15 protein-coding genes and 1 pseudogene are annotated in these 18,866 nt (G+C 43.1%); 8 read left to right on the plus strand and 8 right to left on the minus strand.

Features of this window, described 5'->3' with window-relative positions; translation table 11 throughout:
* Window positions 1-18: 18 nt before the first annotated feature.
* The gene (gene rsmI / locus Q0C11_RS07715; RefSeq protein WP_293006984.1) at window positions 19-876 is read right to left on the minus strand and encodes a 16S rRNA (cytidine(1402)-2'-O)-methyltransferase; all 858 of its coding nucleotides are present in this window, start codon (window positions 874-876) and stop codon (window positions 19-21) included.
* A 10-nt stretch (window positions 877-886) separates the two neighbouring features.
* Between rsmI and Q0C11_RS07720 the strand changes: the two genes are divergently transcribed.
* The 3 genes from Q0C11_RS07720 (at window position 887) to Q0C11_RS07730 (ending at window position 3,291) form a co-directional block, all read left to right on the plus strand.
* Window positions 887-2,005, plus strand: a complete 1,119-nt coding sequence (locus Q0C11_RS07720; protein ID WP_293006985.1) for a penicillin-binding protein activator — start codon at window positions 887-889, stop codon at window positions 2,003-2,005.
* The gene (locus Q0C11_RS07725) at window positions 1,992-2,330 is read left to right on the plus strand and encodes a YraN family protein (protein WP_293006986.1); all 339 of its coding nucleotides are present in this window, start codon (window positions 1,992-1,994) and stop codon (window positions 2,328-2,330) included. The genes Q0C11_RS07720 and Q0C11_RS07725 overlap by 14 nt, the downstream gene beginning before the upstream one ends.
* Window positions 2,331-2,814: 484 nt before the next feature.
* A complete protein-coding gene (locus tag Q0C11_RS07730; protein WP_293006987.1) occupies window positions 2,815-3,291 on the plus strand; it encodes a hotdog fold thioesterase in 477 nt (158 codons plus the stop codon).
* A gap of 36 nt (window positions 3,292-3,327) precedes the next feature.
* Here the strand turns inward: Q0C11_RS07730 and Q0C11_RS07735 are convergent, their stop codons facing one another.
* Both Q0C11_RS07735 and Q0C11_RS07740 read right to left on the minus strand, forming a co-directional pair.
* Entirely contained in the window at window positions 3,328-3,723 is a 396-nt protein-coding gene (locus Q0C11_RS07735) for a hypothetical protein (RefSeq protein WP_293006988.1), read from the minus strand.
* A 582-nt stretch (window positions 3,724-4,305) separates the two neighbouring features.
* Window positions 4,306-5,685: an L-serine ammonia-lyase gene (locus Q0C11_RS07740; RefSeq protein WP_293006989.1), complete on the minus strand. Its 1,380-nt coding sequence runs from the start codon at window positions 5,683-5,685 to the stop codon at window positions 4,306-4,308.
* 323 nt (window positions 5,686-6,008) lie between these two features.
* Here Q0C11_RS07740 and Q0C11_RS07745 point away from each other — a divergent pair, with 323 nt between their 5' ends.
* The 4 genes from Q0C11_RS07745 (at window position 6,009) to Q0C11_RS07760 (ending at window position 11,963) form a co-directional block, all read left to right on the plus strand.
* A complete protein-coding gene (locus Q0C11_RS07745) occupies window positions 6,009-6,248 on the plus strand; it encodes a (2Fe-2S)-binding protein (RefSeq protein WP_293006990.1) in 240 nt (79 codons plus the stop codon).
* 351 nt (window positions 6,249-6,599) lie between these two features.
* Window positions 6,600-8,924 (plus strand): TonB-dependent siderophore receptor, encoded by a 2,325-nt coding sequence (locus Q0C11_RS07750; RefSeq protein WP_293006991.1) that lies wholly within the window; start codon window positions 6,600-6,602, stop codon window positions 8,922-8,924.
* 163 nt (window positions 8,925-9,087) lie between these two features.
* Entirely contained in the window at window positions 9,088-11,289 is a 2,202-nt protein-coding gene (locus Q0C11_RS07755; protein WP_293006992.1) for a hypothetical protein, read from the plus strand.
* Window positions 11,290-11,531: 242 nt separating this feature from the next.
* Complete coding sequence (locus tag Q0C11_RS07760; protein ID WP_293006993.1) at window positions 11,532-11,963, plus strand: glycine zipper family protein; 432 nt, start codon at window positions 11,532-11,534, stop codon at window positions 11,961-11,963.
* Window positions 11,964-12,025: 62 nt separating this feature from the next.
* Here Q0C11_RS07760 and Q0C11_RS07765 read toward each other — a convergent pair whose 3' ends face one another.
* Window positions 12,026-12,976 carry a chemotaxis protein gene (locus Q0C11_RS07765; RefSeq protein ID WP_293006994.1) on the minus strand — a complete coding sequence of 317 codons (951 nt, stop codon included), beginning with the start codon at window positions 12,974-12,976 and terminating at the stop codon, window positions 12,026-12,028.
* Window positions 12,977-13,390: 414 nt separating this feature from the next.
* On the opposite strand from Q0C11_RS07765, the gene Q0C11_RS07770 reads away from it, so the two are divergent.
* The gene (locus tag Q0C11_RS07770; RefSeq protein ID WP_293006995.1) at window positions 13,391-14,809 is read left to right on the plus strand and encodes a C13 family peptidase; all 1,419 of its coding nucleotides are present in this window, start codon (window positions 13,391-13,393) and stop codon (window positions 14,807-14,809) included.
* 190 nt (window positions 14,810-14,999) lie between these two features.
* Here Q0C11_RS07770 and Q0C11_RS07775 read toward each other — a convergent pair whose 3' ends face one another.
* From Q0C11_RS07775 to Q0C11_RS07790, 4 genes and pseudogenes are all read right to left on the minus strand, one after another.
* Complete coding sequence (locus Q0C11_RS07775) at window positions 15,000-15,617, minus strand: hypothetical protein (protein ID WP_293006996.1); 618 nt, start codon at window positions 15,615-15,617, stop codon at window positions 15,000-15,002.
* A gap of 4 nt (window positions 15,618-15,621) precedes the next feature.
* Window positions 15,622-16,161, minus strand: coding sequence for a glutathione peroxidase (locus Q0C11_RS07780; protein WP_293006997.1), 540 nt, complete (start codon window positions 16,159-16,161; stop codon window positions 15,622-15,624).
* 69 nt (window positions 16,162-16,230) lie between these two features.
* Window positions 16,231-17,532 (minus strand): annotated as a pseudogene (locus tag Q0C11_RS07785) (OprO/OprP family phosphate-selective porin).
* Between the two features lie 133 nt (window positions 17,533-17,665).
* Window positions 17,666-18,865 carry an ABC transporter permease gene (locus tag Q0C11_RS07790; protein WP_293006998.1) on the minus strand — a complete coding sequence of 400 codons (1,200 nt, stop codon included), beginning with the start codon at window positions 18,863-18,865 and terminating at the stop codon, window positions 17,666-17,668.
* Between the last annotated feature and the right edge of the window lies 1 nt (window position 18,866).

Raw genomic sequence — 18,866 nt, forward strand, 5'->3', positions numbered from 1 at the left:
AGCGTAAGCGCCATTAGGCTATTCGGGATATCCTGCAGTTTTTAATGCTAACGCCAGTTGATAGAGCGAATTTTTGTTTTCACCCGTGATCTCTGTTGTCAGTTTAACTGCTTGCTTTAACGGCAGTTCAAGCAGTAAGCATTTTAATGTGTGCTGTGCTTGTTCACTGATTTCGGATTTGTCCATGGTTTCTGCACCGGACAACAATAAAACAAACTCGCCTTTTTGCTGATTACTGTCTCCCTGTAGCCAGGAATAAACTTCTTCCAAAGTGCCCATATGGATAGTTTCAAATAATTTAGTCAGTTCCCGGGCAATGGTAAGATTACGCTGAGAACCGTAAACCTCCATCATGTCGATTATGCATTCCAGAATTCGATGAGGTGCCTCATAAAATATTAATGTGCACAGCTGTGGTTTTAATTCGATTAGTGCGCGCTTACGCAATCCAGTTTTAGTCGGTAAAAAACCATAAAATAAAAAATGTGGATCTGTAATGCCGCTGGCTGATAGGGCGCAAATTGCTGCATTCGCACCGGGAATGGGAATAATAGAATATCCATGCGCACGTACGTGTTGAACTAGAATTGCGCCTGGATCGGAAATGCCAGGGGTGCCTGCATCAGTTACTAAAGCAACATTTTTACCGCTATTTAACAGTGCTAAAATCTTATTGGAAACAATTGCTTCATTGTGTTGATGTAAGCTAATAAGCTTGGTGGAAATTGAGTGTGCTGCTAAAAAATGTCCGGAAACTTGTGTATGTTCAGCGGCGACTACATCCACTTTTGCCAGAATATCTAAGGCACGTAAGCTGATATCGTTTAAATTTCCTATTGGTGTGGCAACCACATATAATGCACTTTTACTCAGCATAATCCTCACGATGCAACGTTTCTTTATAATTACCCTAGTAGCAGTCTTGTTGTTAAGTTTTAGCTTTTCATCGATGGCGACTGATCTCAGTGAGCAAGATCAATTGGGAATTTTACCTGAATCTGCGCTAGTACCTCATATTGCGCTGTTACTGCCCTTGGAATCCGCCTCATTTGGCGAAGCTGCTAATATGGTGAAAGAGGGTTTTGTGACTGCTACACAGCGCGGAGAGCCGCTTCCAGCAATCATTCGGTTATATTCCACAACCGATGATCCGCTCGATATTTTGATTACTTATCATCAGGCGTTAAGTGCCGGTGCAATATTCGTCGTCGGCCCTCTCACGCGTGATGGTGTTTCGGCTGTGGCATCCAGTCATTTTTCCAGTGTGCCCACTTTAGCACTGAATACAGCGGACAGTAATACGAATTTGCCGCCTAAACTTTATTCTTTTGGTTTGCAAATGGAGTCTGAAGCGAATCAGCTTGCTGAACTGGCGCTGTCAAGTGGTAGAAGTCACGCCATTATCATCGGTGATGACAGTTCTTTGTCCAAGCGGCTCCAGAATGCCTTTACGCTGCGGTGGCAAAACGAAATTGATAAAACCACCGAATCATTTCTGTATGCTGATAATCCAGCAGTGTTGCAACAATTTCGTAACTTGACTGGCGGTAGCAATCATTTGGTTTTTCTTGCTCTGGACCTAGAAAAATCACGTTTGCTACGTTCCTACATTGATCCAGAAGTGCCGGTGTATGCCACATCACAGATTTTTGCAGGAACTGACAATTTTTTACTCAATAATGATCTCAATGATATCCAGTTTCTGGATATGCCTTGGCTATTGCAACCTGATCATCCCGCTGTTATGGCCTATCGTCACACCAGCACAGCTAAGAGTATTGAAATGGAGCGCCTTTATGCGCTGGGTATTGACGCTTTCCGATTGCTAGTAAATTTGATGTTGCCACAGCCTATTGATGCAATTTCTATTGATGGCGTTACCGGGCAAATTCGCTTCCAATTACCTAATCAGTTTGTGCGCGAACTTGTTGCAGCGCAATTTAAGAGCGGTAAAATTCAACTGATAATGAATTCAAAAAGTATCGTGGAAGATGAAGGGCAGTGAGGCCGAAGAAATAGCCGTGTCGTATTTGCAGCGACAACAATTGGTTTTAGTGGCGCGAAATTATCGCTGCCGTTTCGGAGAAATCGATCTGATAATGTACGATAAAGAAACACTGGTTTTCATTGAAGTGCGCATGCGCACAAGTGAAAAGTATGGTGGGGCAGCTGCAAGTATTACCTTCACGAAACGAGCTAAAATATTACGCACTGCACGATATTATTTGGCTGAATCAGACTTTGAGTCACCTTGTCGATTTGATGTACTCTTGCTGTCCGGTAGTCATGGGCAAGAGATTGAGTGGCTCAGAGATGCGTTTGGCGAATAATTTATTAGTAAGAAAAATAATCCAGAGGTATGCATTTATCTTGCGACATGAATGGGTTCTTTGTTTATTAGATTATTAGGATAGCAATCTGGTAATACTAGCCTGTAAGACATATCAGTGGCTGAAGGTGTAGAGAAGATGCACAATTAGGATTCTTGAAGCAGGAAGGTTGTAATTTAGTTCAAGGATGCCTTGGTGCATTCAGAAGACTTTAAAGATAGACATTTGGCATGATTTAAGTCAAGAAAATCAATCAAAAATCTTTCTTCCTATCAAACTATTCTAGTTACATTTTTTACGATCGTCTAAGCACTCTGGAACTTGTTGATAGGCCATATAATTCAACCCACAAGGAAGTTGTTAGCTAACAGTGTGCGAATGAGTCGGATGCAAATGTAATCGGAAATTTTCAATCCTGACGTGATTCTGCATCAATGAATGGGGTTTCTCCACTATCAAAAGAGAACAATAAAAGGAATGTTCAATGACTAAGATTTGGTTTAAAGATTACACGATCGAGTACTTGGAAGGTTTGCGGAATGCCAATATGGGGGAACATATTGGCATCCAGTTTGTCGAGTTGGGCCCAGATTTCTTGAAGGCGCGCATGCCGGTCGACAAACGCACGACACAGCCATTCGGTATATTGCATGGTGGTGCAAGTTGTGTGTTGTCTGAAACCTTAGGTAGTGTATCTGGCTGGATGACAATAAATCCCGAACAATACCGTGCGGTTGGGTTGGAATTAAATATCAATCATATCCGGGCAGTTACTAAAGGCCATGTTGTTGGTATTTGCACGCCATTACATACGGGTCGACGCACACAAGTTTGGCAAACAGATATTCTCGAAGAAGATACAGGTAAGCGTGTGGCAATTTCGCGATTGACGCTAGCGATTATTGAACAAGGTACGCTTAGTGCACAAAAGGAGCATGTAATTGTCGACAAACCCTCGTAAACATCGATAGCAGCCTTTCAGCAATAGATGGTTACATTAAATTTTTTCATTGCGATTAGGGGTGTGCTCTTTATCTATGTGGTTAGCTTTTTCTTCTTCTGTAACTAGATCAACTTCAGGTTGTGTTTCGGTTTTCTGGTCAGTGGGTTCATCGCTAATAGTTTCAGATGGCGCGCTTGCATTATCGAACGCATTTTCATCCGAGTCATCATCTTGTTTGCCTTTACTGTTCCACATGAAGTACACAGCACCCAGTGTCACTATCACAACCGGTAGAGTGATGAACACCAGCAACGCGTATTCGATAGTCATGTCAGCTCCCTGAGGAGGTGGACTGCTAACGATTACGTAAGCGTGTGTCAGCGCAACGCCATATACAGGTAGTAACGCAGCTATATAGCGATTTGTGATGAATGGACGGACTGTTAACATATTCAATACATTAGAAGCATAATATCCGATGAAATAAATAAAGATATAAAAGAAAATAGCACCCATAAGTTTCCCTGTATTAATCTGGTTTGTCAGTGATAGAAAGCGGTTATCAAAAAGAATTAAAATATTGTAGCTTATGATACATAGATCATCATAAAAAAGTACTAATTGGTTTTTTTATATTAAGTATTAATAAGGTCATTGATACATGATTCTAAATCGTTTGTTTGTTATCACAAATACTTCACATTTGCCATGTTAGACTGCACTTACCTTCCTGATAGTTAGTTGATCAACGTTCATTCGAACGTTGATTTTTTTTATCCCATAGCTTGTTCATGAGTTTTTGACATTGATTTGTAAAAAACATGTTGTTGTGCTTTATTTAGGCGGGATCAGAAGAGTTATCTGTTCGTAAAATATTTATTTTTTTAAAAACTTTAAAGACTGCAGAGCAAGATATCAATGTGGAATTGCTGACTAGTCTTGCGATTCCAGTCGTGATGCTTGGAGTTTTCTTAATTGTTAGAAGAGCGTGCAATATAGTCAGTAAGTTGTAAAGTCATAGATGATGAATGATTAACATTCCGTGATGCTGACCGCCAGACCACCTAGTGAAGTTTCTTTATATTTTATCGACATCTCTAGTCCAGTTTGTTTCATCGCGGCGATGCAATTGTCCAGTGACATAAAATGCTGTCCATCACCGCGGATTGCAAGTGAAGCGGCGGTATAAGCCTTAATGGCACCGAAACCGTTACGTTCTATGCATGGTACTTGTACCAAGCTGCCAACGGGATCACAAGTCATGCCTAAATGATGCTCTAATGCGATTTCTGCAGCATTTTCAATTTGTTGAGTAGTTCCACCCTTTATGGCACACAAACCTGCTGCTGCCATGGCTGAAGCTGAACCTACTTCGCCTTGGCACCCAACTTCCGCGCCGGAAATTGAACTGTTATGCTTGATTAGTCCGCCAATCGCGCCGGCTACCAGCAAGAAATCACGTACGTGTTCCAGAGTTGCGCCTTCATGTTTTACGGCATAGTAAATAACAGCCGGTATCACGCCCGCTGCACCATTAGTCGGTGCGGTAACGACCATATGTCCGGCCGCATTTTCTTCATTGACTGCCATGGCATATGCGCATAGCCAGTCATTTAAGTTGGCTTTTTGAGGATTATCCTGCAATTGTTGATATAACGCATGCGCACGTCGTTTAATATTTAAACCGCCAGGCAGTCGGCCTTCAGCGACCAATCCATTTTCCAGGCAAGTTTGCATTGCATTCCAGACTGCATCCAGTCCTTCATTGAGTTTGCTTTCATTAATTCGTTCTACTTCATTGCTGCGTTTCATAGCGGCAATCGATAAACCACTATCAGCCGACATTTTCATCATCTGATTAGCTGAGTCAAAAGGAAAGCCACAGGAGCTAGCAGCTTCTATTTTGATTGGTGCTACGAGTTTGCCAATTTCCGGTAATGTGGTGATAAAACCTCCGCCAATCGAGAAATAGGTTTCGGTTAATAACGTCTTGCCGGTTTCGTCCAACAGTTGAAAAATCATGCCATTCGGATGCTCCGGTAAAGGTTCTCCACGATCGAAAATAATGTTTTCTGCTGGGTTGAAGTAAATTTTGATGGATTCGCTGATCTGAATCGTTGTTTGCTGCCAAAGTTGTTCGAATAATTCATTGACATTCAGCTTGGCTAATCCTTGCGGTGTATGTTGATGCATGCCTAAAGTTACTGCTCGATCAGTAGCATGACCTTTGCCAGTGAAAGCCAAAGATCCTCGTAAAGTACAGCGAACCTCCAAGAAAGATGGAGTGTCGTGATTAGAAACATAGAGCTGAATGCGATCACGAAAATCTTTGGCTGCAACCATGGGGCCCATGGTATGCGAGCTTGATGGCCCAATACCTATTTTGAAAAGATCAAGAACGCTAATGAACATTAAATTACCTGCGAAAATTAGGATTTGTTTACTGTAGAGGATTCAGGCGTTGATTGATGAAATTTGTGCCTTGAAAATCAGCATCAGGCTAGTATCCTATATGTCTTGCATCGACTCAACAAATTTTTATTTTTTACAAGTTTTAAACAAGCAGTGCACAAAAGTAGTGTTCAATTATTTATCACTAGATAGCGATCAGTGAAAAAAATTGCTTTTTACAATTAATTTGGTATAATTAAGAATCATTCTCATTATTAATAATTCTTTGATCATTGTTTAATAATAATAAATTTAACTAAACTTTAGATCGCAGGGTATTCGATATGTACGTATGCATTTGCAAAGGAGTCACAGAAAGAGCATTGCGGGAAGCAATTTACCAGGGTGCTGACCGGATGAGGGATTTAAAGGCTTGCCTCGGCGTTACGGAGCAGTGCGGTTTGTGTGCGTGCCATGTTAAACAGGTATTGGATCAAACGCTGGAACAGAAGTCTCAGATACAGGATTTTGTTCCTCAATCTTTTGTTTCTCAGTCCACTTGTATGTGTCCAAATACTGCGTAGTGTGGGTGACTGATTGGTATCTTCAGAATTGGTAATTACAGGCGATATGGAAAGCTTTATTGTCATCGTAGTATGAAGGAAGCTGTTTCTCAGTGATTTCTTCAGTCTTTTCTGCGTTATGAATGCCTTGGTTCAGCTCTATCAAATCCAGACTCAATCGAACAGATCTATATTTGCTGTTTATTTTCCTAGTGTGATACATATCCATTATTGGGTGACGAATATTGTGCTACATAAAATGCCCGAGAGCTCTTGCTAAAAGCAACAATAATATTTGTGCCTTAATTTATTATGACTATCCGCGGGATTGCTAGGCGTTTCTGTTTTTGTGCAATATTGTTCAATTTGAGCTTGGCTTTAATTTTCTTTCCAGAACAAAGTGTTGCTCAATCTATAGATGCGTCGTCAACTACACTCACCCTCAGTATTCCAGCCGGTTCTTTACATGATGCTATCAATCAGTTTGTAGAGCAATCCGGAGTCAAGCTGATTGCTGATCCTGCTTTGTTGCAAGGAAAGGTGACTTTTGGACTCAGTGGTGACTTTGAAATTCAGTCGGCTTTGAATCAGTTGCTTGAGAATTCTGGATTGCGAGCAATTCAACAAGCTGAAGGTTATATCATTGCTATGCAGCCAGCTGCATCAGGCGCTGAATCGGTGGTCACTTTGCCTTCAATTCAAGTCACTGCCGATAGTACTAGCCGTTATGCGGCAGTAAGCACCAATACAGCGACAAAAACCAATACCTTGTTGCGCGATGTTCCACAAGCAATTTCAGTAATAACCAATGAGTTGATTAAAGATCAATCCATTCGTAGTCTGAGCGATGCAGTTCGCTATGTGCCCGGTGTCGGTGTGTCACAAGGAGAGGGCAATCGTGATGCGCTGGTATTTCGCGGTAATCGTTCGACGGGAGATTTTTTTATTGATGGCATACGTGATGATGCCGAATTCTTTCGCGATTTGTATAATATTGAACGTATTGAAGTGCTCAAAGGTGCCAATGGGATGATTTTTGGCCGCGGTGGCTCAGGCGGTGTGGTCAATCGTGTATCGAAGCAGGCCAACTGGGATCCAGCCCGGGAATTTACTTTTCAAGGGGGCTCTTTCAATCAGAAAAGAATGACCGCAGATGTCGGTTATGTCATTAATGATGTGGCTGCTGTACGTTTGAATGCTTTATACGAAGATGCAGGTAGTTTCCGCGATGGTGTCAGTATGGAGCGTCTTGGAATATCTCCGACCGTTACGATCAAACCAACGTACCGTACTAAGATAGTTGCAGGTATGGAGCGATTCCACGATGATCGCACCGCTGATCGAGGTATTCCTTCATTTCTAGGGCGTCCTATTAATGTGCATGAGTCGCAGTTTTTTGGTGATCCTAAGCGTAGTAATGCAAACATCGATGTGCTGTCGTTCAATTCTTTCATTGAACATAAATTTGATTCCGGGGTTACGCTGCAGAACCGTACGAACTACACGACGTACGACAAGTTTTATCAAAACATCTTTGCCAATAGCCAGGCTTTTTCCGGATTAGTGTCGCTCGGCGCTTATAACAATGCGACTTCGCGTGACAATGTTTTTAATCAGACGAATTTACTCTATTCGCTCAACACCGGGCCAATTGCGCATACGCTGATGGCGGGTATCGAGGTGGGACGTCAGGAAACCCATAATCAGCGGCGAAATGGGTTTTTTAATAATGACGAATCGCAAGTTAATTTGCGCGTGCCTTTAAGTAACCCGGTTACAAATGCTCCCGTGGGGTTTTTGACGCGGGATACAGATGCGCATAATCGTAGTGTTGTCAACGTTACATCGTTGTATATCCAGGATCAGATTGAATTGTTGCCGCAGTTGCAACTAATTGCAGGGGTGCGCTACGATATGTTTGAAGTGGATTTCCGGCAGAGGAATGCGGATAGAGCACACTTAAAAACAAGAGATGATTTGATCGCGCCACGCTTTGGTGTCATTTATAAACCCATCGAGCCGATTTCTTTTTATGCCAGTTATAGCCAAGCCTATGTTCCACGCGCCGGCGATCAACTAACATCTTTGAATGTGACAGTTGATACACTTAAGCCTGAAAAATTCACGACACTTGAGACCGGGATTAAGTGGGATATCCGCCCTGATTTGGCATTAACGGGTGCTGTCTATCAATTGGATCGAACGAATGTGATTACGGCTGACCCAAATGATCCGACGCGAACTTTTTTAGCCAAGGGGCAGCGTACAGAGGGTATTGAAATCAGTCTGAATGGCCAGCTGACCTCAGATTGGAGTGTGATGGGGGGCTACGCTTTTCAAACCGGTGAGTTTACTAGCGAAATACCGGGTGTAGCAAAAAAAGGAACCACAGTAGGGGAGCTTCCTCGACATACTTTTTCCGCCTGGAACCGATACGATATCACCCCCAAAGTGGGAGCTGCAGTTGGCGTGATTTATCGTGGAGAGATGTTTGCTTCAGCCGATAATACGGTCAGAATTCCTGATTTTACAAGGGTCGACGCAGCTTTATTCGCGCAATTTACCAAACGGTTTCGCGGCCAGTTAAATATTGAGAATTTATTTGACGTCAATTATTTTGCTTCGGTACACAACAACAACAATATCTCGCCCGGTTCTCCGATAGCCATTCGCGCTACCTTGATTGCAAATTTTTAACTGGTATCAAGTAGTATAAGGCAATTAATGGTATATCGATTGATTTTATAAATAATAATGATTATCATTGGCGTTCGTATTAATATTGATTCATTTTATGAAGGGGTTTCCAATAATGTTTTTATCCAAAAAAACCATAATTTCAATAAAGAGATTATTGATAATGAGTTTAACTACTCTTGCTCTGGCGATAGGCAGTGCGAGCGTTGTTGCATCCGATATTCAAACCATTCAGTCGGCAGTGACTGCTTTTCAGACCATTGGCACATTGCGCAGGGAAACACCAATTAATGGTGATGCTATCGCTGCAGCCTATGCGGGTGAACTACAAACGCTAACACAAGAAATCGATACAACCAATTCATTAAAACTGGATAGCGATATCCTGGCGGCGATCGAAGAAATTAAAAGTAACAATGAGCCTAGCTTGGCAGCACAGGTAATCGACAAGACATTACAGCGTGTATTTTATCAAAGTTTCTTTAACCGCATCGCAGCAATACGTGATGAATTTGAGTCAGCAACATCTGCGACACTAATTCAGACGCTGGAGGAAACTGAGGCAGTATTTCAGGCGGTTTCTGCTACGGCTGCAAGATCCAATGAAGTGTTGAGCGCGGATAGACGGTTTATCGAAGAAGGCAGTAATCCCGAATTAGACGTTCAAATTACCGAGTCTCTGGCACGTATTAGGACTGCGCTAAATAAAAACAATCCAGAAGAAGATTTTGCCACTTTTTCTGTTGAACGTTATGTGACAAGAATGTCACTAGCGCGCGCCTATTATATAGGCGTATTAAGAGAAGTAAGAGGTGTCATTGAAAATAGAAACTCAGATTTAATTACAGCACGAATACAATTAAAAGAAGGAGAGGTTTTTTATCGCATTATTGAGTCACTAGTTGCGCGCGATAATCCGACGGGTAATGCACTGATCAAAACCCAACTAGCAGGAAATGTTGCGGATGTTGTCGCGGACGAGATTGTCAGCGAATTGAATAAGGGATTCATTGGCCGGGTTAAAGGGGAAATGGATGGCCAGGCGAATAGCGTTGGCGTAGATCGCGTCCATGCAATGGCTGAAGCTGCAGGCGCGATAGCTTTTGCCAAGATTCTTTTACCTGATTTAGAATTACGGTTGGGTGCGGAGGCACGCGCGAATCTGGAAACCGCATTAAGTGATTTGCAAACTGCTAGCAGTGATAATAGTGTGCCTAATTCGGCAACAGCACGTGATGCGATATCAGCGATTTTGAATAGCTATGAGGCTGAATTAAACCTGGTTAAATACAGTGCTACAACGACCACAGCGCTTATTGATAATGCGGTTTCAGGTTTTCAGACAATTACAGATTTACGTGGACAAACTACCATAGATGGAGAAGCAATCGGGGCCGCATATACTGGAGAATTGCAGCAACTAACACAGCTGGTTGATCAAATCTACGGTATATCGATTAACACAGATGTTTCGAACGCAATTGAATCGGTCAAGAATGGAAATGAAGTTCCATTTTCGCTGCAAATCATTGATAAATCATTGCAGCGTGTATTTGCTCTCGTCGTTTATGATCGAACGACGTTCGTAAGTGAAAATCTTGCTTTATCAACTGATGAACTGGTTTTAGAATGGGATAGAGCTAATTCCGCTTATAGTGCGATTGCTGGCACCGCCGGCAGGGTCAACAAGGTGCTTACGGAGGATAAACAAACACTCCAGGATGGAAGTAACCCCGATTTAGACGATCAAATCACTTTGGCGTTCGTCCAAGGAAGGGAAGCATTAAGCAATAAAACAAATCGAGATTATCCCCTCAATGTCTGGATCGCGCGAGAAAACATCATTATTCCACTGGTGAGAACTTTTCTGATCGGGGTATTGCGCGAAGTCGAGGGAATCATTGAAAATCGAGATGCCGATGCTACCGAAGCGAGAGAAAAACAGATCGAAGGTGAATTCTTCTACCGTATCGTTGAGAGTTTTATTGCTCTGGAAAATCCTACCGGAAATGCACTGATTAAAACGCAATTAACGGGCGATATGGCTAATGTAGTCGCAAACGAAATCGTGATCGAGATCAGTAAAGGGATTGTTGGTCAGGTCAATAGAAATATCGGTATCATAGAATTGGCTTTTCATCTTGATAGGTTTGTGCCTCTGGTGGCGGCTGAGAGAGTATCTTTGTATATCAATATCTTTTTACCGGATCTGGAGTTGCGTTTAGGTTCTCTGGAGCGCGTAAAAATGCAGAATGCACTGCAAGATCTGAGGGAAGCCATTGAAGCCCAGGATGTTTCCAAGGCATTAACGGCAGGATCGACGCTGACCGGAATCATATCAGCGTACGAAAACGAGCTAATCTAGCAGCTCGCAAGCACCCCTTTGAGGGGGCAGCGATGAGCCTCCGGCTTTGCCGGAGGTGATTTACTTTCACGTCACATCACTTCTCGTCTCGGCATAATTGACACAGTATTAACTGGTATTAATGAATCCATCTATGGCAGTATAGTAGGTAGCGTCAGAGTGAATTTGTTTTAAGAATACTAATATACATTCCAGTTATACTGCTTAACCAGATAAAAATGTTTCTGAGATGAGGGTAAACGATGAAAATTGCAATAATATTGATGATAGGGTCGATTCTTATTGGTCTATCGGCCTGCTCTAGTACTGGGCCTGTGCTATATCCCAATACGCATTTCTTATCCGTAGGTAAAGATTCCGCGGAGCAGGATATTGAGGTTTGTAAACAGTTGGCTGAATCAGCTGGCGCTCGGGAAGGTAAGGGGCAGATGGGGGACGTGGCAACTAGTACAGCGATGGGGGCTGGTGTTGGTGCTGCAAGCGGGGCCGCAGGAGGAGCTATTCGTGGATCAGCGGGGCAGGGCTCGTTGATTGGAGCCGCCGCCGGAGCTACTGCCGGATTGCTGCGAGGAATTTTCTTCTCGACAAGGTCATCGCAACCGAGTCAAGCCTATGCGAACTTTGTGTCGCGTTGTTTGAAAGAGAAAGGCTATGAAGTTACCGGTTGGCAATGAGCGGTAACTTTGCCTGTTCGAAAGCTGATTATTTTTTGGAAAGAAGTGATACTTGCTCTCGACTACGCCAATACCTTTCGCATTGCATCGGCTAGTTCTTCTGCGACAAATTTTGCGACATAAGCATCCGCACCTACCGATTTAACGTGATTTTCGTTTGCTTCACCTGTAAGTGAGGAATGAATTATCACCGGGATGGAGTTAAATCGCTGATCGTTTTTGACGTTGCGGGTCAGCATGAATCCATCCATTTCTGGCATTTCCAGATCGGTCAAGACTAAAGCAACTTTGTCTTGAATTGTTTTGCCTTCGGCTTCGGCAATATCCGACATGGATTGGATTTTGGTCCAAGCCTCGAGTCCGGTTTTAGCCATGACATAAGGCACATCTAATGCTTTTAGCGCATTCTCAATCATGCTGCGCGCCAACGGTGAATCATCAGCGGCCAATACTACTTTTCCAGCAGGCAGTCTTATTTTGTTGCCAATATTTTCGGGCATGATATCACCGCAGGAGTTAGGCAGGACATCGCGCAGAATCTGCTCAACATCCAGAACCTGAGCCAAGCGAGAGCCTTCTTTATCGCCATCAAGCCGTGCGATACTGGTGACCAAGTTACCACCCTTGCCGTCTGCAGCAATTACTTGATTCCAATCCAGGCGCGCAATTTCGTTGACTTCTTCGACTGCGAAAGCTTGAGTCGAACGAGCAAACTCAGTGACCAAGAGTATCGAAGTTCCTTTGCTCGGTTTACAACCTACAACTTTCGGTAGGTTGATGACAGTAATGACTTGACCACGAATATTAGCTATGCCCATTACATAGGGGGGAGCGTTGGCAATTTCGGTGATGTTTGGCATAACCAGGATTTCACGTACTTTAAAAACATTAATGCCAAATAATTCACGCTGGTTGGCACCAGGAGCTTCGCCTAATCGAAACAGCAACAATTCGAACTTGTTATTAGCAGTTAAATTGGTGCGTTCGTCAATTTCGTGCAGGGCTGTGCTCATAGTGTGCTCTCCAAATTTGTGAAGAAAATTAGAATTAATAGTTGTGTGCGGAATCGGCTAAAGTTAGAGAATCTTGAAAAATGTGGCGAAATACTTTTTGTCATGATTATTCATGAACTAAATTGGATTGCTATCAACTAGTCGGATATTTTCTTGTCGAATGAGTGAATAAGAGTGTTTCCTTCAAAAATTTCAGGTTGGTACATTATCAGTGCAGGGTAGGTCTTTTGATTGATTGAATAAGGGTTATTTTCATTGTTTTTCCCTGGCTTCTGGAGAATCATACTAACTAGTTGGATTCTGGCAGAAATCGCACTAAAAAAGACTGCAAGAGTTCTGACGACACCTTCATTTGGATCTGTTATTGCCGTACTTAGCCTGTTGTGTTGATTGATACTAATCCCGGAGATAAAAATGGATTTATATGCAAGTATTCCTAAAGAGCTGAAGCAATCTGGGGCAGTTAAAGAACTTCGGGTATTATTCAGGAATCTGTACTGTGGATTAAAATTACTTGCATTTCGTCGCAATATCATTAGCCAAATAACGGCTTCTTATGATCAATTCATCTTGCTCCTGGGATTTTATGGCATAACAACGTTTATTGCTTCTTATGTAATAACGCCTAATCCGGTTTTCGGTTTATTCGGTCTGGGATATATCGGTGTAGAGTTGTTGGGAGTTCTGCTGGTAGGATTTGTGCTGGCGAAACTCTGTGAACCACAAGACCAATTATTACAGTTCCTGACAGCAACATATTGTGTATTACCGTTCTTTTATCTTTTTTCTATTACTGTTATACCCTTTTTGCCAGATGCTTACTTTGATGCTGGATACATGGTTTATACGTTATGGATTTTAAGTGTCAGTTTTTATGTTGTATTACAATTATTAAATTGGCAAAAGATTAAAGCCATAATGGTTGTCATGCTCTGGGTGTGTGCTTCATATCCACTGACTAATGTTTCGTTGAGTTTCTGGCATGAGGATTTTGATTATTCAGAAGCACTGGCTGCTTATAACGATGATGATTTAAGTTTTGTTAATCAAGAGCAGGTTTATTATAACCAATATCAATTGTTGAATAATGCGCTCAACGTTATCGAGTCTGGTGTAGAAGGTATAACTGATCTATTTTTCATCGGATTTGGCGCTGATTCATCGCAAGATGTATTCATGAAAGAAATTAACAATGTGCAGAACATCATGAATCTTAATCTTGGAGCGGCAGGTCGATCTGTTGCTTTGATTAATAACCTGAAAACAATCGATACCACACCACTTGCTTCATCAACAAATTTAAGAATTGCATTGAATCATATAGGCAGTAAGATAAATCCTGAGGAAGATATCGTGCTGTTGTATTTAACCAGTCACGGTTCTTTCGACCACGAGCTTTCAGTTAATATGTGGCCGCTTGAGCTCAACGACATAGGTCCAGATGATATTAGAGCTTATCTGGATGATGCAGGGATACAATGGCGCATTATTCTGGTTTCTGCGTGCTATTCCGGTGCTTTCATTGATGCTTTGAAGAATGAAACCAGTTTAATTATGACAGCTGCAGCTTCAGACAGAGCTTCTTTTGGATGTTCAAGTGAAAATGAATTTACTTATTTTGGTGAAGCGCTGTTTAAGAATGTAGAAGGCAAATCATACCAATTCATTGATGGTTTTAATCAAGCGATAGAAAGAATCAAACAACGCGAAATATCGGAAAATCTCATTCCTTCAAACTCTCAATTGTTTGTCGGCAACTTGATGAGAGAAAAGTTAGAGCTGTTGGAACACGATATGGCCCGATATGCTCCAGAAAGATTTGGGAGTTTTTAAGCTGGGAATGATTAAACTCGCAATTCCCCTTAGTCTTGCCGCGGGGATAGGTGCAGCGCGTGCAAAGCAAATTTATTTTGCACTACCCAGTATTGAGTTAAACAGCAGGTTTATTGTATTTGATGGTTGAGCAGCATTAAAGCGAATTTGCCCGGAATGGATTAGTTCTGCTAGTCCGAGGGATAATTCCTTAGAATGGTTCTAGGTCTAGCTTAACTGTGTAGCGTAGAGTTTTTTTATCCGTTTCACTTCCCCATGAAATAATTGCATTGCAAATAGTGATCTGATTTGAGAGCTCTTTTTCATGGAGTCTGGAATGAAATCTTTTGGATTCATCATGGTTTAGATAACAGACGGGGTGGCCGTTAATATCGATATGGACCACGTCGCTGTCGAAAGGGTTGCTATTGTCGGGTATTAGATGGGCTTTCAGGATGTGCGTTTTTGTGACTGAATTGTCATCAGGATTGATGATATTTTCCTGCATCAATTGCTGAATTACTTTCTGAAACGGAGTTGCTGCAATTTTACAAGCAAATTGCCCCGATTCAGGCCAGGTGTAATAACCTTCTGCTGGTTTTGTGTGTTGCCGCGTGCTTTTTTTCGGTTGATCTGAGTTAGCGATTTTGTTTCGATTGACAGTAAGTACCAACGCAGTGATGAGTGCAATCGGAAGAATATACGACTTGTCGACACCAGCGCCGGCAATCAGCCCAATAAATAAGGACATAATCAGAATCGACAAGATGCTTATTTCTGGTTCCTGCTTTTTGGGGGAATCAACAGAGGATTGTACTTGTTTTTTCATTAGATCATTGTGTTAAAGCCTGCTCAATGGCTGTCACCACGACTGGGTCAAAAGGCTTGGTGTGCGGGCTGAATTGTGTGATGAGCTTGCCGTCACGGCCGATTAGGTATTTCTGGAAATTCCAGGTCGGATAGGTGCCGGATAGTTCAGCCAACTGCACATAAAAAGGATGTGCTTGACCTTTTTTTACCGTGATTTTCTCAAACATAGGGAATTTCACATCGTAGGTCAAGCGGCAGAAATCTTGAATTTCGGCTTCGGTTCCAGGTTCCTGCCCCATAAAGTCATTGGATGGAAAACCCAGTACGACCAATCCTTTGGATTGATATTTATCGTGCAGCTGTTCCAATCCTTCATATTGTGGCGTATAGCCACATTTGCTGGCAGTGTTCACAACGAGTAGCACTTTATCGACGTAAGCTTCGCATAAATTCACCATCTCTGATCCTGCAAGCTTACGAAAATTCTGATCCAATAGAGTGCTGTTACAAGAAAAAGCGGGATTCGTCAGAAGAATCATGATCAACGCGAGCAAGATACGCATGAGGCACCTCCTTAATTAATGGGGCAGACAGCAAATCTGAGCGCTATCTGTGTCTATCTTATTAGTATATTAGAAACTGACTTGAGTTCGGAAAGAAAGCACTGAAAAATGATCCGTGCGTTCCGGTGTACCTAAACCAGTTTTTCCAATCGTGGCATCGCTCAAGTAATAATAATTCAACATAAACCGGATGTTCGAACGGGGATACCAATTCACGCCCAGCGTAACGACTTGAATCTGGCATTTTGACGAGCCTGTTTTGCATGGGGCTGCGGTGAGGCTCTGGTTGAAGTTCTCGGCAAGATCGTAACGTCCAGAAAACTCCAGTGCGCCCCATCGATCGTTTGGTTGAGGTTTGCCAAAAGCACCACGATCTTTCTTATAAACAGCGATTTATCCGCTTACAAACCAGCTGGCCTGTACGTAGAAAGCTTGAATAATCGAATCCCTGTTGCTTCCAGTTGTTTGATGGGTATTGTCGAGTTTTGTGATAGCGTATTCACCTTGTAGCGTAAGCGGTCCGACGGAATACGCAGTTTCGGCGGCAATAGTCGATTGGCTATTGTGGCTAGGTGCGTTTAAACTGGTGCTGGCTCCTGCGACTCCTAAGGATTGAGTGATACCTTGGCGTCCGCCATAAACATCGACGGCTCCGGCTGATAGTGAATCTTTGGTAGCAATGTCTTGGCTGGCTGAAAGCCCAAGATGCAGAATGTGACCTTCTTCGTCGATTGGCAGCCAGACAGCGCGACCGCCATAACTGATGCCTGCAAGCGGTAAGCCAAAGTGCGACAGACTCATTACATAAACGCCAAAACCCAGATTATCCTTGATTAGTGTCCGGTAACCAATGCCGGTTAGAAATTGTCGTCCGTTGTATATTCCGGTAGATGACGTTGATGGCCGTTCCATTAAAGTGATTTCATTGGAGCTGGTTATTTCCTCCAATCCGCGGTACGGCTTGAATTGCCCAAGCGTTAGCTGACCAGGTCCCAGTCTGGCAGCTACCCAAGCTTCACGAAGGCTATGGGGAAATGCGGTAGTCGCATTGACTGCGAAGTCATTTTCGAACTTAAAATTAATGTCGTAAAATTTTCCCGTGATTGTGGCATAGGTTCTGCGCCAATTGATGCCCTCACGATCATTGCTATTCAGAAGCTGGCTGCCAAACGCCGGATAATCTGAATTTGCCTGGTCTGGATATAATGAATGTGCATCGAAATGCCCACGGCCATTCAACCCTATTTCAAAATTGCCATCTTCGGTCTTGATTCTAGGGCCGCCTTTGTAAGTGAAATAAACCGCATGACATGACGCAATGCTCATATTTGCCAGCATTATGAGGCTACAAAACTTGATCGTGCATTTCATATATTATTTGGATTCTGCTGCGAGGCAGCTTAGAAAGAATCAAATATGCCATATTATATATCAGCCTAAACCGTATCAATGACGCTATACCTCGAGCAGTGCGGATGAAAATAATAATTTAGATGCTTTTCGACTAATCCGTGCGCAATGCATCTACTGGATTCAATTTTGCTGCCTGCATAGCTGGGATTACACCGGCGGCGAGGCCGATCAGCATCGATATACATAAGGCGCCAAGGACATAATCCCATGGAATATTTACTGGTAGATCGCTGATGAGTAATTTGAGCAACCAAGCGATACCAGAGCCAATGAGCAACCCTGCCACTCCACCCAATGTGGAAAGCGCAATAGACTCCAACAAGAATAAAATACGGATGCGTGAACGTGTCGCGCCCAAGGCAGTGAGCAAACCAATTTCCGACACCCGCTCAGAAACCGTGATATGCATTAACGCGACCATACCGATAGCACCGACGATCAAAGAAATACCGCCCAGCGCAGCAACGGCAAACTTTAACACGTTCAAAATGGTGGATAAAGTACTGAGCATTTGCTGCTGTGATTTGACGGAAAAATCTTCGCGCCCGTGACGCGCGATCAGGATACGCTGGATATCTTCGACAACAGCTTGCACTGGCGCATCTGGAAAGTATGCCAGTTGAATTTCCATTACACCTTGTCGGTTGAATACTTCTAATGCCCGAGTTGTGGGTATGAAAACTGTGTCATCCAGATCGAAGCCGAGCACTTGACCCTTGGATGCCATCACTCCGATAACACGAAAGCGCGTCCCGCCAACTTGCAGAATCGCACCAAGAGGATTGGTATCACCGAATAATTCAGCGCGCACTTTGGCACCCAGTACTACATACGCACGTGGATTACGCGGATCATCATCGGGTAAAAATTGTCCGATTTCGATTTGCATGTTAAAAGCCTTGGCAAAATCAGGTCCCTGACCATACGCGGTTACGCGTCGGCTACGGCCTTGCGCACGAATTTCCGCATTCCCGACTACGCTGGCGTTGGTATATTCGGCGTAGCGGCTCTGTTTCAGCGCCATCGCATCTTCTATCGTTAATAATCGTGCGCTGCCAATAGCGCCCAGAGAGCCGCCATGTGTATTGATTTTCCCTGGTGTGACCGTAACGATATTGGTACCAAACTGAGTGAATTCTGACAGCACAAATCGCTGCACACCATCGCCAATTGCGGTCAAGAGGATGACCGCAGCAATTCCGACGGCAATTCCTGAGGCTGATAATGCGGTACGCAGCCGATGGGCTGTTAGTGACCGGAAGGAAAAATAGAAAGTGTCAATCGTGTTCATT

Source organism: Nitrosomonas sp. (assembly GCF_022842015.1).
GTDB lineage: Bacteria > Pseudomonadota > Gammaproteobacteria > Burkholderiales > Nitrosomonadaceae > Nitrosomonas.

Bases quoted from the DNA above. Each gene is read 5' to 3' on its own strand.
- Q0C11_RS07745 (WP_293006990.1), top strand. From the start codon at position 6,009: ATGTACGTATGCATTTGCAAAGGAGTCACAGAAAGAGCATTGCGGGAA.
- Q0C11_RS07725 (WP_293006986.1), top strand. From the start codon at position 1,992: ATGAAGGGCAGTGAGGCCGAAGAAATAGCCGTGTCGTATTTGCAGCGA.
- Q0C11_RS07720 (WP_293006985.1), top strand. From the start codon at position 887: ATGCAACGTTTCTTTATAATTACCCTAGTAGCAGTCTTGTTGTTAAGT.
- Q0C11_RS07740 (WP_293006989.1), bottom strand. From the start codon at position 5,685: ATGTTCATTAGCGTTCTTGATCTTTTCAAAATAGGTATTGGGCCATCA.
- Q0C11_RS07765 (WP_293006994.1), bottom strand. From the start codon at position 12,976: ATGAGCACAGCCCTGCACGAAATTGACGAACGCACCAATTTAACTGCT.
- Q0C11_RS07760 (WP_293006993.1), top strand. From the start codon at position 11,532: ATGAAAATTGCAATAATATTGATGATAGGGTCGATTCTTATTGGTCTA.
- Q0C11_RS07735 (WP_293006988.1), bottom strand. From the start codon at position 3,723: ATGTTAACAGTCCGTCCATTCATCACAAATCGCTATATAGCTGCGTTA.
- Q0C11_RS07790 (WP_293006998.1), bottom strand. From the start codon at position 18,865: ATGAACACGATTGACACTTTCTATTTTTCCTTCCGGTCACTAACAGCC.
- Q0C11_RS07780 (WP_293006997.1), bottom strand. From the start codon at position 16,161: ATGCGTATCTTGCTCGCGTTGATCATGATTCTTCTGACGAATCCCGCT.
- Q0C11_RS07730 (WP_293006987.1), top strand. From the start codon at position 2,815: ATGACTAAGATTTGGTTTAAAGATTACACGATCGAGTACTTGGAAGGT.
- Q0C11_RS07770 (WP_293006995.1), top strand. From the start codon at position 13,391: ATGGATTTATATGCAAGTATTCCTAAAGAGCTGAAGCAATCTGGGGCA.
- rsmI (WP_293006984.1), bottom strand. From the start codon at position 876: ATGCTGAGTAAAAGTGCATTATATGTGGTTGCCACACCAATAGGAAAT.
- Q0C11_RS07755 (WP_293006992.1), top strand. From the start codon at position 9,088: ATGAGTTTAACTACTCTTGCTCTGGCGATAGGCAGTGCGAGCGTTGTT.
- Q0C11_RS07775 (WP_293006996.1), bottom strand. From the start codon at position 15,617: ATGAAAAAACAAGTACAATCCTCTGTTGATTCCCCCAAAAAGCAGGAA.